We start from the raw sequence: 13,715 nt of genomic DNA, 5'->3' as shown, positions 1-13,715 counted from the left end.
TGGTGGACAACCCGGCCACGTCTCGGTACACGGTACCGGCGATCGTATGGGCCGACCCAGGGCTACATGCCTGTGCGTTCGCCGCCTGCATGAACGGCGCAAGGCCGGCCACAGCCGGCGCCAGGCTCGCGACGAGGAACATCACAAAAGCTATGACCAGGCCCTTCCCCGACTTGGTCCGCCCCGTCCTGTCGGGGTCGCGACCGCCGATAGCGGCGACACGAGCACTAAACATGAACCGTCCCTTCACCAGGAAAATCGGCCCATCACCCATGCGGGGTCGGACCCGGGCATAGTTACCCGAGCCATAGTTAACACTATTCTTAGAACGGGGCGTAATCGCCCCCTCGACCGCCCGCAGCGAACCCGTACATGTCCGCCGAACCCACTCTCAACTGCGAAGCTAAGTACTTCATGAGATGCCGTGCACCTTAAGGCAATTGGCCAATTTTCTCAGTAACTCGCCTGGGGGCCGGCGCCCGAATACGACACGGCCCCGCATCCTTGCGAATGCGGGGCCGAGCGTTCGGCAGTGCCTGTCAGCCGTCGAGACGCTCGATGATCGTGACGTTGGCGGTGCCGCCGCCCTCACACATGGTCTGCAGGCCATAGCGACCACCGGTGCGCTCGAGCTCGTTCAGCAGGGTCGCGAACAGCTTGGCGCCGGTGGCGCCGAGCGGGTGGCCCAGCGCGATGCCGCCGCCGTTGGGGTTGACGCGCGCCGGGTCGGCTCCGGTCTCCTTGATCCACGCCAGGACGACGGGGGCGAAGGCCTCGTTGATCTCCACCACGTCGATGTCGTCGATCGTCAGGCCGGTCTTCTCCAGCGCCCACTTGGTGGCCGGGATGGGTGCCGACAGCATCATCACCGGGTCGTCACCCCGGACGGTGAGGTGGTGGATGCGGGCGCGGGGCTTCAGGCCGTACTTCTCGACCGCCTCGGCGGAGGCGAGCAGCCCGGCGGAGGCGCCGTCACAGATCTGCGAGGCGACGGCGGCGGTGAGTGAGCCGCCCTCGGCCAGCACGGGCAGCGAAGCCATCTTCTCGAGGGTGGTCTCGCGCGTGGTCTCATCGGCCTCGAGGCCGGCCATCGGGACGTACTCGCTGGCGAACCGCCCCTCGGCGATCGCGGCGCGGGCGCGGGCGTGGGACTGCAGTGCCCACTCCTCCATCTCCCGGCGGGAGATGTCCCACTTGTCGGCCATCATCTGGGCGCCGTTGAACTGCGAGATCTCCTGGGAGCCGAAGCGCTCGACCCAGCCGGTGGAACCGGTGAACGGGTCGTCGAATCCGTACTCGCGCCCGGCGAGCATGGCCGACGAGATGGGCAGGGCGCTCATGTTCTGCACCCCGCCGAACAGGATCACGTCCTGGGTGCCGGACCAGATGGCCTGTGCGCCGAAGTGGATGGCCTGCTGGCTGGAGCCGCACTGTCGGTCGACGGTCGTGCCCGGGACGCCCAGGGGCATCCCGGCGGCGAGCCAGGCGGAGCGGGCGATGTTGCCGGCCTGGGGGCCGATGGTGTCGACGCAGCCGAAGATGACGTCGTCGACGACCTCCGGGTCGATACCGGTGCGTTCGACGACCGCCTTGATGACGTGCGCGCCCAGGTCGGCCGGATGCTGTCCGGACAGGCTGCCGCCGCGCTTGCCGACGGGCGTGCGGACGGCGTCGATAACGTAGGCCTCGCGGCCGGTCACGCTGGTCATGTGTCTCCTCGGGAAGGGGTGGGAAGGTCAGCCGACGGCCAGGCCGTCGAGCACGATGTTGAGGTATTGGTCCGCGATGGCCGCGTGATCGTTCTCGTCGTCGGGCCGGTACCACCGCACGGCGACCCACACCGTGTCGCGCAGGAAGCGGTAGGTGAGCCGCACGTCGAGGTCACCGCGGAAGTCGCCGGACTCCATCCCCCGGGTGAGCACGTCGGTCCACATCTCGCGGAACTCGGTGTTGCGCTCACGGAGGTAGTCGAATCGCGGGTTGCCGCGCAGGTGCTTGAGTTCGTCCTGGTAGATGGCGACCTCGTCGCGGTCGCGGTGGATGGCCTCGAACGAGGCGCGGACCAGCTGTTCCAGGGTCTCCCGCGGGCCGAGGCCGGCCTCCACGATCCGACGGTATTCGCCGAAGAGCGCGTCGAGGAACCCGCGGAGGATCTCGTCGACGATCGCCTCTTTGGACGAGAAGTGGTGGTAGAGGCTCCCCGAGAGGATGCCCGCGGCGTCGGCGATGTCGCGGACGGTGGTCGCACGCAGGCCGCGTTCGGCGAAGAGCCCTGCCGCGATCGACAGGAGCTCCTCACGTCTGGTCGTGCTGGTCATACCCCGAGGGTACCAACCAAGCACTTGCTAGGTAGAGGTTCGGTCCTCCCCCGCGTCACCGAGCCCCCGGAAAGGTCCCCGGGGGCCCGGCCACTGTCGCGCGGTCGCGTCAGGAACCGAAACCCAGGAGGACGTACTCCAGGGTCGCGATGAGCGCCCCGGGGATGTTGAGGACCCCGTGGACGATGTCGCCGAGGGAGCCGGCCGGCAGGGAGGGGGCGAGGCCGTCGACCGATCCGTCGATCGTCTCGTGGAGGTCGTGCAGTGAGCCACTGAGCATGGTGTTCTCCGTTCGGTCGGATCAGGCGGGGCCGTGGGAGCCGAAGCCCCAGAACAGGTTGGACGAACCGTAGAGCAGGGCCGCGGGCAGCTTGAGCACGCCACCGATCACGTTCCCGAGGGAGCCGGCCGGCACGATGCCGTCCACGGATCCCCACAGGTCGTCAGCGAGCCCTCCGAGCACGCCGCTGAGGTCAATCATTCTTCATCTCCGATGGTCGAGGGGGTTGACGACACTCAGCTTAGTGAGGCCCCCGACTGCCCGCGTGGCAGTCCCCCGGATTGCCACGCGGGCACCGGGCGCGGCGCACGGGCGCCGCCGCCCCGCCCACCTCGCCGCTAGACTCCGGCGCATGCGGACCACCTCACCACTGACCTCCCGCCCCTGTCGCACCCGTGCCCTCGCAGCGTCGGCGGTGCTCGGCCTGACGCTGGGGCTGGGCGCGTGCGCGACCGGGGAGGGGAACGACGACGAGGGCGGCACCGCCACCACCACCGCAGCGGCCGAGTCGGCCGAACCGGCGGGGTCGGCAGCGTCGTCGGAGTCTGCAGTGTCGTCGGAGCCCGCCGATCCGGGGTCGACCCCGCCGCCCGGCAAGGTCGAGCAGCTCGTCCTCACCGCCGAGGACGCCCCGGAGGTCGGGCTGCAACCCGTCCCCGCGGATGAGATCGCCGGCGGGATGGACGCGCTCGGCGCGTTCACGTCCGATGTCCGCGTGGAGCCGGAGCAGTGCGCGGACATCAGTCAGGACGGCCCGGGCGCGCAGTCGGAGCCGGACGCGATGGCGATCCAGGCCGGCCAGGTCGGGGGCACCTCGTTCGCGGTGGCCGTGACCCGGGTGACCGACGGCCTGGCCGCGCGTGCGCAGCAGATCGAGGACTGCCCGGTCATGACGGTCGCGTTCCCGCTCCAGGGCGAGGAGATGATCACCGAGGCGCAGAACTCGCTGCTGGACGTCGACGCCCCGGAGTGGGTCGAGGACTTCGCGGCCGTCGTCCAGGACAACTCGATGAACATGATGGGTCAGACCATCCGGACGTCGAACGTGATGATCACGGGCGTCGTCCGCGGGCTCGGCATCTCCGTCACCGCATCCGGCACCGACGGGCCGATCTCCGACGAGGCCCGGGACACCGCCCTCGAGCTCTTCGCATCGCAGGCGGAGAAGGTCCGGACCGCCTGACACCGCTGCCCGCCCGGCGCACCGGGCGGGCCGCCGTCAGGCGCGCTGCGAGGAGATGGAGACGACCTCCCCGGTGAGATAGGTCGTGTAATCGCTGGCGAGCATGGCGATGGTCGCGGCGACCTCCCACACGTCGGCGGCCCGCCCGAAGGCCTCCTTGGCGGCGAGCTCGTCGAGCAGCTCCGCTGAGGCGGACTTCTCGAGGAACTTGTGGCGGGCGATGGACGGGGCGATGGCGTTGATCCGCACCCCGTAGTCGGCACCCTCGATGGCGGAGCAGCGGGTCAGCGCCATGACGCCGGCCTTGGCCGCGGCGTAGTGGGCCTGCGCCCGCTGCGCGCGCCAGCCCAGCACGGAGGCGTTGTTGACGATCACGCCGTTGTGCTCCGCGTCGCGGAAGTACCGCAGCGCCGCGCGCGTCGCGCGGAAGGTGCCGTTCAGGGTGATGTCCAGGACACGGTCCCAGTCGTCGTCGGTCATGTCGACGAGTTCGGTCTCGCCGCCGAGTCCGGCGTTGTTGATGAGCACGTCGATCCGGCCCAGCTTCTCCGCGGCACCGGCGATCAGCGCGTCGACGTCGGCGGTCGACTGGACGTTGCAGGTCAGCGACTCGATCTGCTGGTCCGGGAACTCGGCGGCGAGCGCGTCGCGGGCCTCGTTCATGCGGCGTTCGTGGAAGTCGGAGACCAGGACGTCGGCACCCTCGAGCGCCGCGCGTCGGGCCGCCGAGAAGCCGATCCCGGTCCCAGCCGCCGCGGTCACCACGACCTTCTTGCCCTTGAGCAGTCCGTGTCCGGGGGTCTCCTCGGGGACGACGGCGAGGGGGGATTTCTGCTCGGTCATGACGGCCTTGCCTCTCGGGGTAGTCCGAGCACGCGCTCGGAGATGATGTTGCGCTGGATCTCGTTCGATCCGCCGTAGATGGTGTCGGAGCGGGTGAACAGGAAGAGCCGCTGCCACAGCGCGAGCTCGAGATTCTCGGGGTCGCGGAGGTCGTTCGGCGCACCCTCGGAGGTGTGGGTGGGACCGGTGAGGGACTGTGCCCCCTGCACCTCCATCGCGAGCTCGCCGAGGTCGCGGTGCCAGTTGGCCCACAGCAGCTTCGCGGCGGAGGCGTTGCCGCCGGAGGAGTCGCGATCGGCGAGGGTCCGCAGCGCGTGGGCACGGATCACCTTGAGCCCGATCCACGCGCGGGTGATGCGCTCGCACACGGCGGGCACCTCGGCGCTGCCGTTGGCGCGGGCCATCGCGACGATCTCGTCGAGTTCGCGGGCGAAGCCGACCTGCTGGCCCAGGGTGGAGACCCCCCGCTCGAACTCGAGCAGGGTCATGGCCACCTTCCAGCCGTCGCCCCGCTCCCCGACGATCATGCCGGCGTCGGTGACCGCGTCGTCGAAGAAGACCTCGTTGAACTCGGAGGTCCCTGTCAGTTGCTGGATCGGGCGGATCTCCACGCCCGGCTGGTCGAGCGGGACCAGGAGGAAGCTCAGTCCCTTGTGCCGACTCGTACCCGCTTCCGTGCGGGCCACCACGAACACCCACTGACTGAGGTGCGCGAGCGAGGTCCACACCTTCTGCCCGTTGAGGTGCCACCTGCCGTCATCCCCGAGTTCGGCGGTCGTCGAGACGTTGGCCAGGTCGGACCCGGCGCCGGGCTCGGAGTACCCCTGAGCCCACAGTTCGGTGACGTCGATGATCCGCGGCAGGAAGCGGTCCTTCTGCTCCCGGGTCCCGTGGGCGATCAGGGTCGGGCCGAGGAGCGTCTCACCGAGGTGGGACACCCGCGCCGGGGCGTCCGCCTTGGCGTACTCCTCGTGGAACCGCACCTGCTGGCTCAACGACGCGCCGCGCCCGCCGTGCTCGACCGGCCAGCCGACGCAGGTCCACCCCGCCGCCGCCATGTGCCGCTCCCAGGCGAGGCGTTGCGGGAAGAACTCGTGTTCGCTACCGGGGCCGCCGACGCCCTTGATCTCGGCGAACTCGCCGACGAGGTTGGCGTCCAGCCAGGTGCGGAACTCCGCGGCGAACTCGTCATCGGTCATCTCCGACGCGGGCTTGCACTTCTCGGGTGCCGTGCTCTCGGTCATGGGGCCACACTACCAAGCACTTGCTTGGTTCGTGGGATCCGGCCTCCGCCCACGCCGCCATCGGTTTGGATGAGCCCATGACTCCCCCCTCGAAGCCCCTGGCCGGCAAGGTCGCCTTCATCACCGGAGCCGCCCGCGCCCAGGGCCGGGCCCACGCGGTCCGCCTCGCCTCGGAGGGCGCCGACGTCGTCGTCTCCGATGTCTGCGCGCCGGTGTCCGGGTCCGCCACCTACCCCGCCCCCACACCGCACGACCTGGGCGAGACCGTCCGCCTGATCGAGGAGACGGGTCAGCGCGCCCTCTCGGCGGTGCTCGACATCAGGGACCTGGGCGCACTGCAGGACCTCGTCGCCCGCACGATCGACACCTTCGGACGGCTGGACATCCTGGTCGCGAACGCCGCGGTCCTCAGCTGGGGCCGCCTGTGGGAGATGCCGGAGGACGACTGGGACACCGTCATCGGCGTCAACCTCAGCGGGACGTGGCGGACGATCCGCGCGGCCGTGCCGGCGATGATCGAGGCCGGCAACGGCGGGTCGATCATCATCGTCAGCTCGTCCGCGGGCCTCAAGGCGACGCCCGGCAACGGGCACTACTCCGCCTCGAAGGCCGGCCTGGTGGCGTTGACCAACGCGCTCGCGCTGGAAGTGGGCGAGTTCGGCATCCGCGTCAACTCGATCCATCCCTACTCGGTGGCCACGCCGATGATCGATCCCGAGGGGATGGCCGAGCTCTTCGGCCGCTTCCCGTCGTTCCTCCACAGCTTCGCCCCGATGCCACTGAAGAACGCCCGGGTGGACGGCGCGAGCACCCTTGCCGACTTCATGCCGCCCGAGGAGGTCTCCGAGGTGGTCTCCTACCTCGCCGGGGACGGGTCGCGATCGATCTCCGGGGTCCAACTCACCGTCGACCGGGGTGCGCTCAAGTACTAGCTCGACGCGCGGATCAAGAATGACCAAGCACTTGCTTGGTAGAGTTGCGCCCGCATCACCCGCAGTCCGCAGCCCCACCGAGGAGTCCGCGATGAACCCGACCGACGACACCGCGCCCGCCCAGGGCGCCCCAGTCGAGACCACCCCCGCCGCACTGCGTCGCGCGGCCCGGTCGTGGCCGGAGCGCGAGGCGATCGTCGACGTGCAGCCCGGCCAGGACACCCGCTGGACGTGGGCGCACCTGCACGACGAGGTCCGCCGGTTCGCCGCCGGCCTCGTCTCGCGCGGGATCGCCCCCGGTGACCGCGTGGTGATCTGGGCGCCCAACACCCGCCACTGGGTGGTCGCGGCGCTGGGCGTGCAGTTCGCGGGAGGCACCGTCGTCCCCGCGAACACGCGCTACACCGGGAGCGAGACGCTCGAGATCATTCAGCGCACCCACGCGGTGGCGGCCGTGGTCGCGGGGACGTTCCTCGGCACCGAGCGGATCGTCGACCTCGTCGACGCCGCCGGGGCCGCCGACGCCGCCGGGGCCGCCGGGGCCGCCGCCGGCCCGCTCGCGGCGGCCACCTCCCTGCGCACGATCGTGCGCATCCCCCTCGACGCCGGCGACTCGGCCCCCGCGGGGGCCGGCGCCGCCGGGGGCGTCGACGTCGTGGACTTCGCCGACCTCCGGGCGCTGGCCACCGAGGACCTGCTCGCCGAGGCCGACGGCCGCGCGGACGCGGTGACCGGGGACGACGTGGCCGACATCCTCTTCACCTCCGGCACCACCGGCAAGAGCAAGGGCGTGGTGGCCCTGCACCGGCAGACCGTCGCGGGTTCGCGCGCGTGGGGCGGCAACAACGGGCTCACGGAGCGGGACGGGTACCTCATCGTCAACCCGTTCTTCCACAGCTTCGGCTACAAGGCCGGCTTCCTGGCGTGCGTGCTGTTCGGCGTGACGATCGTCCCCCTGGCCGTCTACTCGACCACCGAGACCATGCGGTTGATCCGGGACGAGAAGGTCACGATCCTCACCGGGGCACCGACGATCTTCCAGACCCTGCTCGACGACCCCACCCGTGTCGACTACGACCTGTCGTCGCTGCGGGTGGCGGTGACCGGCGCCTCGGTGGTGCCGGTGGTGCTCATCGAGCGGATGCAGTCCGACCTGGGGCTGGAGACGGTGATCACGGCGTACGGCCAGACCGAGACGATGGGCTTCATCACCACCACCCGGACCGGTGACGACGACGTCACGGTGTCCACCACGTGCGGCCGCGCCTACCCGGGCATGGAGATCCGCATCGGCGAGCACGGTGAGATCCTCACCCGCGGCGAGATGGTCATGCAGGGCTATCTCGACGACCCCGAGAACACGGCCAAGACGATCGACCCGGACGGCTGGCTGCACACCGGCGACGTCGGCGAGATCGACGCCGACGGCAACCTGCGCATCACCGACCGGCTCAAGGACATGTACATCAACGGCGGGTTCAACGTCTATCCCGCCGAGATCGAGCAGACCCTGGCCCGCCTGGACGGAGTGGTGGAGACCGCCGTGATCGGTGTTCCGGACGATCGGATGGGCGAGGTCGGCAAGGCGTTCATCGTCCGCCGCGAGGGCTCGACCCTCACCGAGCAGGACGTGCTGGACTTCTGCTCCGAGCACCTGGCCAACTTCAAGCGGCCGCGCACGATCGAGTTCGTCGACTCCCTTCCGCGCAACGCCTCGGGCAAGATCGTCAAGACCGAGCTGCGATGAGCGCCCCGGCGGGACCGCGCGGCGCCGTGGTGGTCACGGGGGCCTCCGGCGGGATCGGGGCGGCCGTCGCGCGCCGCCTGTCCGCCGAGTTCCCCGATGCGCCGGTGGTGCTGGGGTACCGCTCGACCGAGCCCACCGGGCTGGCCGCCGAGCTGGGGGGCACGGCGGGCGCCGGCGGACACCGCGAGGTCGAGTGCGTCCGCCTCGCCCCGGGGCGGGGCGGGACCGACGACGGCAACGACGACAACGGCGGCGACGACGATGACCGGGTCGCCTCCGCCGTCGACGCGATCGCCTCCCGACACGGCGGGATCCGCGTACTGGCCCACTGCGCCGGTCCGCACGTGCCCATGGTGCACCTGTCCCGGATCGCGCCGTCCGAGTTCCGCCGGCAGCTCGAGGACGACGCGGTCGGGTTCTTCGCGATCGTGCGTCCCGCGCTGGAGCACCTGCGCGTGGTGGCGGGCAACGTCGTCGTCGTCACCACCGCCGCCACCACCCGCTACCCGGTCCGCGACGGACTGTCGGCCGCCCCCAAGGGCGCGGTCGAGCAGCTCGTCCGGGGCCTGGCCGCCGAGGAGGGGCGCTTCGGCGTGCGCGTGAACTGCGTGGGCCCGGGGATGCTCACCGACGGGATGGCCGAGCGGCTCATCTCCTCCGGCGACCTCGACGAGCGCGCGCTGGAGGTCACACGCGGCAACATCCCCCTGCGCCGGTTCGGCACGGCCGCCGACATCGCCGAGGCGGTCGCGTTCCTGGCGTCGGACCGCGCCGGGTTCATCTCGGGCCAGAAGCTCGACGTGGACGGGGGTTACGGGGTGTGACGAGAGCCGTCTGAATCCGGCTCGCCGCGCCCGTCCGGTACAGTTACCAACCAAGCACTTGCTAGGTAAGGAGAGTCCCAGGTCATGACCGATGCACCCATCCCCCCGGTCCTCGGGGTCGACGACCTCGGGCCGGACACGCAGCCCGTGGCCTACGAGGTCACCGACGGCACCGCGTACGTCACCCTCAACCGACCGGACTTCCGCAACGCGCAGAACTCGGTGATGACGTACTCGCTGGACAACGCGTTCATCAAGGCCGTCGAGGACGATGCGGTCAAGGTGATCGTCCTGCGGGCCAACGGCAGGCACTTCTCGGCGGGCCACGACATCGGCACGCCCGAGCGGGACCATCACGTGGAGTACCCCAACCGCGCGGCGCTCTGGTGGGACCACACCACCCGCGGCGGCGGCGACCGGCGCCTGGCCCGCGAGAGCGAGGTCTACGTGCAGATGTGCCGCCGGTGGCGGGAGATCCCCAAGCCGATGATCGCCCAGGTGCACGGCGCGTGCATCGCCGGCGGGCTCATGCTGGCGTGGGTCTGCGACTTCATCGTGGCGTCCGACGACGCGTTCTTCTCCGACCCCGTGGTGAAGATGGGCATCCCCGGCGTCGAGTACTTCGCCCACTCCTTCGTGCTGGGCCCGCGCCGCGCCAAGGAGATCCTCTACACCGGTCGCAGGTTCGGCGCCGCCGAGGCGCTGGAGTGGGGAATGCTCAACCACGTGGTCCCCCGCGAGGAGCTGCAGGCCAAGGTCGACTCGATCGCCGAGGAGATCAAGGCCATGCCGGCGTTCGGTCTGACGCTGGCCAAGAAGGTCATCAACTCGAACGAGGACCAGATGGGGTTGCAGACCTCCCTGGACACCGCGTTCGGCTGGCACATGTTCGCGCACTCCGCCAATGCCGAGCCGGACGACACCGACTCGTTCTCCGCCTCCCTGGGCGGTATGGACGCGCGCTCGATGCGCGACAGCGCGAACACCGGTTCGACGGGCGGCGCCGCCCCGACCGGCGAGAAGAAGGACTGACGCCGTGGATCTGGATCTGGACGCATCGACCCGCGAGTTCCGGCTCGAGGTGCGGCAGTGGCTCGAGGCCAACGTGCCCACCGAGCCGCTGCCCCACATGGACACCCGCGAGGGCTTCGAGGCCCACCGCCGGTGGGAGGCGACGATGGCCGACGCCCGCATGTCGGTCGTGTCGTGGCCCGAGGAGTTCGGCGGCCGCGACTGCGGGCTGGTCAACTGGGTGGTCTTCGAGGAGGAGTACTTCCGCGCCGGCGCCCCGCTGCGGGTGAGCCAGAACGGCATCTTCCTGCTGGCCCCGACCCTGTTCGACCACGCCTCCCCCGAGCAGCTGGCCCACATCATGCCGCGCATGGCCCGGGCCGACGACATCTGGGCGCAGGCCTGGTCCGAGCCCGAGGCCGGCTCCGACCTGGCCTCACTGCGCTCGACCGCCAAGCGCGTCGACGGCGGCTGGGTCCTCAACGGGCAGAAGGTGTGGTCCACCCGCGCGTCGTTCGCCGACAAGGGCTTCGGCCTGTTCCGCACGGACCCGGACGAGCCCCGCCACAAGGGCCTGACCTACTTCATGTTCGACCTGCGGGCCGAGGGGGTCACCGTCCGCCCGATCGACCAGCTCGACGGGCTGCCCGGCTTCGCCGAACTGTTCCTCGAGGACGTCTTCGTGCCCGACGACCCGGCGAACCCCGCCGAGTCCGGCGTGATCGGCGAGGTCAACCAGGGCTGGAAGGTGGCCATGTCCACCGCCAACAACGAGCGCGGCCTCTCACTGCGCTCCCCCGGACGGTTCCTCGCCACGACCGACCGGCTGCTCGACCTGTGGGGCACCGCCGAGCCCGAGCTCGACGACCGCACCCGTGGATCCCTGGCGGACCGCGTCGTGGACGCGTGGATCGGGTCGCGCGCCTACGAGCTGAGCACCTGGAACACGGTCACGAAGCTCACCGGAGGAGCCAACCTCGGTTTCGAGTCCTCGATCAACAAGGTCTTCTGGTCCGACTGGGACATCGCCACCCACGAGACCGCCCTGGACGTCCTCGGCACCGCCGGCGAGCTCGCCGGTGAGCAGTGGATGGACGGGTACCTGTTCGCCCTCGCCGGGCCCATCTACGCGGGCACCAACGAGGTCCAGAAGAACATCATCGCCGAGCGACTCCTCGGCCTCCCGCGCGGCTGAGAAGGCGGTTTTCTGAACATGCAGTTCGCACTCGATCCCGAGATCATCGACTTCGCCGGCAGCATCGACTCCCTGCTGGCCAAGTCCGACATGCCCGCGGTGATCCGCTCGTGGGCCGCCGGTGACACGGCCCCCGGCACCGCCGTGTGGGGCCGCGTCGCCGAGACGGGCGCGGCAGCCCTGCTCATCGACGAGGCCGCCGGCGGCGCCGGGGCCACCGCGGTCGAGGCCGTGGCCGCGCTCGAGGTCCTGGGCCGCCACGCGGTGCCGGGTCCCGTCGTGGAGACCGTCATGGTGGCACCGCGTATCGCCGCCGGGGACGTGGCCGAGTCCGTCGCCTCCGGCGCGCTGGCGTCGGTCGCCGTGCCCGGCGTCTCGCCGCTCGCTCCCGACGTGCACGTGGCGGAGTACCTGTGGGTGGGCGACGACGACGAGGTGTTCACCGGCGAAGCGGGTGAGTCCCGCCGCTCGGTCGACCGCGCGCGCACCGTAGCAGCGCCGACGCCCGGCACCCGGGTGGCCGCGGTCAGCACCACCGACCTGGTCAACCACGGCGCGCTCGGTACCGCCGCCCAACTCCTCGGCCTCGGCCGGGCGATGCTCGACATGAGCGTCGACTACGCCAAGCAGCGCAAGCAGTACGGCAAGCTCATCGGTGAGTACCAGGGCCTCAAGCACCAGTTGGCCGAGGTGGCCATCGCGCTGGAGATGTCCCGCCCACTGCTGTGGGCCGGCGCCCTGGCGATCGCCGAGAACCCCGACGACCCCGCAGCCGCGGTGCGCGACGTCTCCGCCGCCCGCGTGGCCGTCGCCGACGCCGCCTACCTGGCCGCCCGCACGGCGCTGCAGGTGCACGGCGCGATCGGCTACACGCTCGAGCACGACCTGGGCCTGTGGCTGACCAAGACCCGCGCCCTGCAGACGGCGTGGGGCACCCAGAGCTACCACCGCGGCCGCGTGCTCGACTCGCTCCGCGCGGACGCCGCGGGGGCCACCCGATGACCGCCCCCGCCACCCCCGGCGTCGACACCGAGGAACAGGCCGCGCTGCGGCAGTCCGTGGCCGCGCTGCTGGAGAAGAGGTCCGACTCCGCCGCTGTGCGCGCCGCGTTCGCCTCCGACCACGGGTACGACCCCGCGCTGTGGTCGACGCTGGTCGACCAGATCGGGGCCGCCGCGCTGTCGATCCCCGAGTCACACGACGGTGCCGGGGCGACCTGGGTCGAGACCCACCTCGTGTGCGAGGAGCTCGGCCGCCGGTTGACCCCCTCCCCGATGCTCGGGTCCGCGGTCCTCTCCGCACAGGCCGTCCTCGCCTCGGGCGACGAGGCCGCGTGCGCGCGTCTGCTGCCCGGAATCGCCGCCGGCGAGCTCGCCGCGCTGTGCTGGGCCGGGCTCGACGGCTGGGCCACCCCCGGGGTCCGAGCCGACGGCACCACCCTCACCGGCACCGCCCACCACGTGCTGGGCGCCGACACCGCCACCACGCTACTCGTCGTGGCCGTCACCGGCGACGACGTCGGTCTGTTCGAGCTCCCCGCCGACGCCGACGGCGTGACCGTCACCCGCGTGCCCGTCATGGACCCCACCCGCACCCTGGCGCGCGTGGAGTTCGACGGCGCCGCGGCCACCGCCATCGCCACCCGGCCGAGCTTCCTGGCCCGCCTGCGCGCGGCCGCATGGGCGGCGGTGTCCGCCGAGCAGGTGGGCGCCGCCCGCGCCGTGCTGGACGCGACCGTCCGGTACACGCAGGAGCGCACCCAGTTCGGCCGCGTGATCGGCTCGTTCCAGGCGCTCAAGCACCGCATGGCCGACATGTACGTCCGCGCGGAGACCGCCGCTTCGCTCTCGTACTCCGCCGCCGCCCTCGTCGCCGAGGCGCAGGCCCTCGGGGACGGGCCGGACGCCGACGAGGCGGCCTACGCCGCGGAGATCGAGGCGGCCGCCGCCAAGGTCTACTGTTCCGAGGCCCTGCAGTGGATCGCCGGTGAGTCGATCCAGCTCCACGGTGGCGTCGGCATCACCTGGGAGTACGACGCCCAGCTGTTCTTCAAGCGGGCACACGGTACCGCGCAGTTGCTCGGGCAACCCCACGAACTGCTCGCCGCGCTGGAGGTCGCGGCAGGACTCTAGCCGGGG

General features: G+C 71.1%; 14 protein-coding genes. 8 read left to right on the top strand and 6 right to left on the bottom strand.

The window, feature by feature from the left end; translation table 11 throughout:
- Positions 1 to 539 precede the first annotated feature (539 nt).
- From AC3DE3_RS12350 to AC3DE3_RS12335, 4 genes are all read right to left on the bottom strand, one after another.
- Positions 540 to 1,709, bottom strand: coding sequence for an acetyl-CoA C-acetyltransferase (locus AC3DE3_RS12350; RefSeq protein ID WP_488370172.1), 1,170 nt, complete (start codon positions 1,707 to 1,709; stop codon positions 540 to 542).
- 27 nt (positions 1,710 to 1,736) lie between these two features.
- On the bottom strand, positions 1,737 to 2,318 hold the full coding sequence (locus AC3DE3_RS12345) for a TetR/AcrR family transcriptional regulator (RefSeq protein WP_096906038.1): 582 nt from the start codon (positions 2,316 to 2,318) through the stop codon (positions 1,737 to 1,739).
- 109 nt (positions 2,319 to 2,427) lie between these two features.
- Positions 2,428 to 2,598, bottom strand: a complete 171-nt coding sequence (locus tag AC3DE3_RS12340) for a hypothetical protein (protein ID WP_163375483.1) — start codon at positions 2,596 to 2,598, stop codon at positions 2,428 to 2,430.
- 21 nt (positions 2,599 to 2,619) lie between these two features.
- Positions 2,620 to 2,799 carry a hypothetical protein gene (locus tag AC3DE3_RS12335; RefSeq protein WP_341254611.1) on the bottom strand — a complete coding sequence of 60 codons (180 nt, stop codon included), beginning with the start codon at positions 2,797 to 2,799 and terminating at the stop codon, positions 2,620 to 2,622.
- 151 nt (positions 2,800 to 2,950) lie between these two features.
- On the opposite strand from AC3DE3_RS12335, the gene AC3DE3_RS12330 reads away from it, so the two are divergent.
- Positions 2,951 to 3,781 carry a hypothetical protein gene (locus AC3DE3_RS12330; RefSeq protein WP_488370171.1) on the top strand — a complete coding sequence of 277 codons (831 nt, stop codon included), beginning with the start codon at positions 2,951 to 2,953 and terminating at the stop codon, positions 3,779 to 3,781.
- A 36-nt stretch (positions 3,782 to 3,817) separates the two neighbouring features.
- On the opposite strand, the gene AC3DE3_RS12325 is transcribed toward AC3DE3_RS12330, so the two are convergent.
- Both AC3DE3_RS12325 and AC3DE3_RS12320 read right to left on the bottom strand, forming a co-directional pair.
- Positions 3,818 to 4,624, bottom strand: coding sequence for an SDR family oxidoreductase (locus tag AC3DE3_RS12325; RefSeq protein WP_488370170.1), 807 nt, complete (start codon positions 4,622 to 4,624; stop codon positions 3,818 to 3,820).
- Complete coding sequence (locus tag AC3DE3_RS12320) at positions 4,621 to 5,868, bottom strand: acyl-CoA dehydrogenase family protein (RefSeq protein ID WP_488370169.1); 1,248 nt, start codon at positions 5,866 to 5,868, stop codon at positions 4,621 to 4,623. Before AC3DE3_RS12320 ends, AC3DE3_RS12325 begins: the two co-directional genes overlap by 4 nt.
- Positions 5,869 to 5,945: 77 nt before the next feature.
- On the opposite strand from AC3DE3_RS12320, the gene AC3DE3_RS12315 reads away from it, so the two are divergent.
- The 7 genes from AC3DE3_RS12315 to AC3DE3_RS12285 all read left to right on the top strand — a co-directional run bounded on the left by AC3DE3_RS12315 (position 5,946) and on the right by AC3DE3_RS12285 (position 13,709).
- Complete coding sequence (locus AC3DE3_RS12315; protein ID WP_396468022.1) at positions 5,946 to 6,800, top strand: mycofactocin-coupled SDR family oxidoreductase; 855 nt, start codon at positions 5,946 to 5,948, stop codon at positions 6,798 to 6,800.
- A gap of 91 nt (positions 6,801 to 6,891) precedes the next feature.
- Positions 6,892 to 8,547: a FadD3 family acyl-CoA ligase gene (locus AC3DE3_RS12310; protein ID WP_488370168.1), complete on the top strand. Its 1,656-nt coding sequence runs from the start codon at positions 6,892 to 6,894 to the stop codon at positions 8,545 to 8,547.
- Complete coding sequence (locus AC3DE3_RS12305) at positions 8,544 to 9,371, top strand: SDR family NAD(P)-dependent oxidoreductase (RefSeq protein WP_488370167.1); 828 nt, start codon at positions 8,544 to 8,546, stop codon at positions 9,369 to 9,371. Before AC3DE3_RS12310 ends, AC3DE3_RS12305 begins: the two co-directional genes overlap by 4 nt.
- Positions 9,372 to 9,455: 84 nt before the next feature.
- Positions 9,456 to 10,403 carry an enoyl-CoA hydratase gene (locus tag AC3DE3_RS12300; protein WP_488370166.1) on the top strand — a complete coding sequence of 316 codons (948 nt, stop codon included), beginning with the start codon at positions 9,456 to 9,458 and terminating at the stop codon, positions 10,401 to 10,403.
- Between the two features lie 4 nt (positions 10,404 to 10,407).
- Positions 10,408 to 11,577 (top strand): acyl-CoA dehydrogenase family protein, encoded by a 1,170-nt coding sequence (locus AC3DE3_RS12295; protein WP_067711792.1) that lies wholly within the window; start codon positions 10,408 to 10,410, stop codon positions 11,575 to 11,577.
- An 18-nt stretch (positions 11,578 to 11,595) separates the two neighbouring features.
- Complete coding sequence (locus tag AC3DE3_RS12290; protein ID WP_488370165.1) at positions 11,596 to 12,579, top strand: acyl-CoA dehydrogenase family protein; 984 nt, start codon at positions 11,596 to 11,598, stop codon at positions 12,577 to 12,579.
- The gene (locus AC3DE3_RS12285) at positions 12,576 to 13,709 is read left to right on the top strand and encodes an acyl-CoA dehydrogenase family protein (RefSeq protein ID WP_260486696.1); all 1,134 of its coding nucleotides are present in this window, start codon (positions 12,576 to 12,578) and stop codon (positions 13,707 to 13,709) included. Before AC3DE3_RS12290 ends, AC3DE3_RS12285 begins: the two co-directional genes overlap by 4 nt.
- Positions 13,710 to 13,715 lie beyond the last annotated feature (6 nt).

Source organism: Dietzia sp. IBK-p2-16D, from assembly GCF_057773085.1.
Note: the sequence above shows the minus strand (reverse complement) of the source record. Positions and strands in the feature narration are given on the sequence as shown.

Excerpts from the sequence above, each read along its gene's own strand:
- AC3DE3_RS12350 (WP_488370172.1), bottom strand. The coding sequence starts at position 1,709 with ATGACCAGCGTGACCGGCCGCGAGGCCTACGTTATCGACGCCGTCCGC.
- AC3DE3_RS12345 (WP_096906038.1), bottom strand. The coding sequence starts at position 2,318 with ATGACCAGCACGACCAGACGTGAGGAGCTCCTGTCGATCGCGGCAGGG.
- AC3DE3_RS12340 (WP_163375483.1), bottom strand. The coding sequence starts at position 2,598 with ATGCTCAGTGGCTCACTGCACGACCTCCACGAGACGATCGACGGATCG.
- AC3DE3_RS12335 (WP_341254611.1), bottom strand. The coding sequence starts at position 2,799 with ATGATTGACCTCAGCGGCGTGCTCGGAGGGCTCGCTGACGACCTGTGG.
- AC3DE3_RS12330 (WP_488370171.1), top strand. The coding sequence starts at position 2,951 with ATGCGGACCACCTCACCACTGACCTCCCGCCCCTGTCGCACCCGTGCC.
- AC3DE3_RS12325 (WP_488370170.1), bottom strand. The coding sequence starts at position 4,624 with ATGACCGAGCAGAAATCCCCCCTCGCCGTCGTCCCCGAGGAGACCCCC.
- AC3DE3_RS12320 (WP_488370169.1), bottom strand. The coding sequence starts at position 5,868 with ATGACCGAGAGCACGGCACCCGAGAAGTGCAAGCCCGCGTCGGAGATG.
- AC3DE3_RS12315 (WP_396468022.1), top strand. The coding sequence starts at position 5,946 with ATGACTCCCCCCTCGAAGCCCCTGGCCGGCAAGGTCGCCTTCATCACC.
- AC3DE3_RS12310 (WP_488370168.1), top strand. The coding sequence starts at position 6,892 with ATGAACCCGACCGACGACACCGCGCCCGCCCAGGGCGCCCCAGTCGAG.
- AC3DE3_RS12305 (WP_488370167.1), top strand. The coding sequence starts at position 8,544 with ATGAGCGCCCCGGCGGGACCGCGCGGCGCCGTGGTGGTCACGGGGGCC.
- AC3DE3_RS12300 (WP_488370166.1), top strand. The coding sequence starts at position 9,456 with ATGACCGATGCACCCATCCCCCCGGTCCTCGGGGTCGACGACCTCGGG.
- AC3DE3_RS12290 (WP_488370165.1), top strand. The coding sequence starts at position 11,596 with ATGCAGTTCGCACTCGATCCCGAGATCATCGACTTCGCCGGCAGCATC.
- AC3DE3_RS12285 (WP_260486696.1), top strand. The coding sequence starts at position 12,576 with ATGACCGCCCCCGCCACCCCCGGCGTCGACACCGAGGAACAGGCCGCG.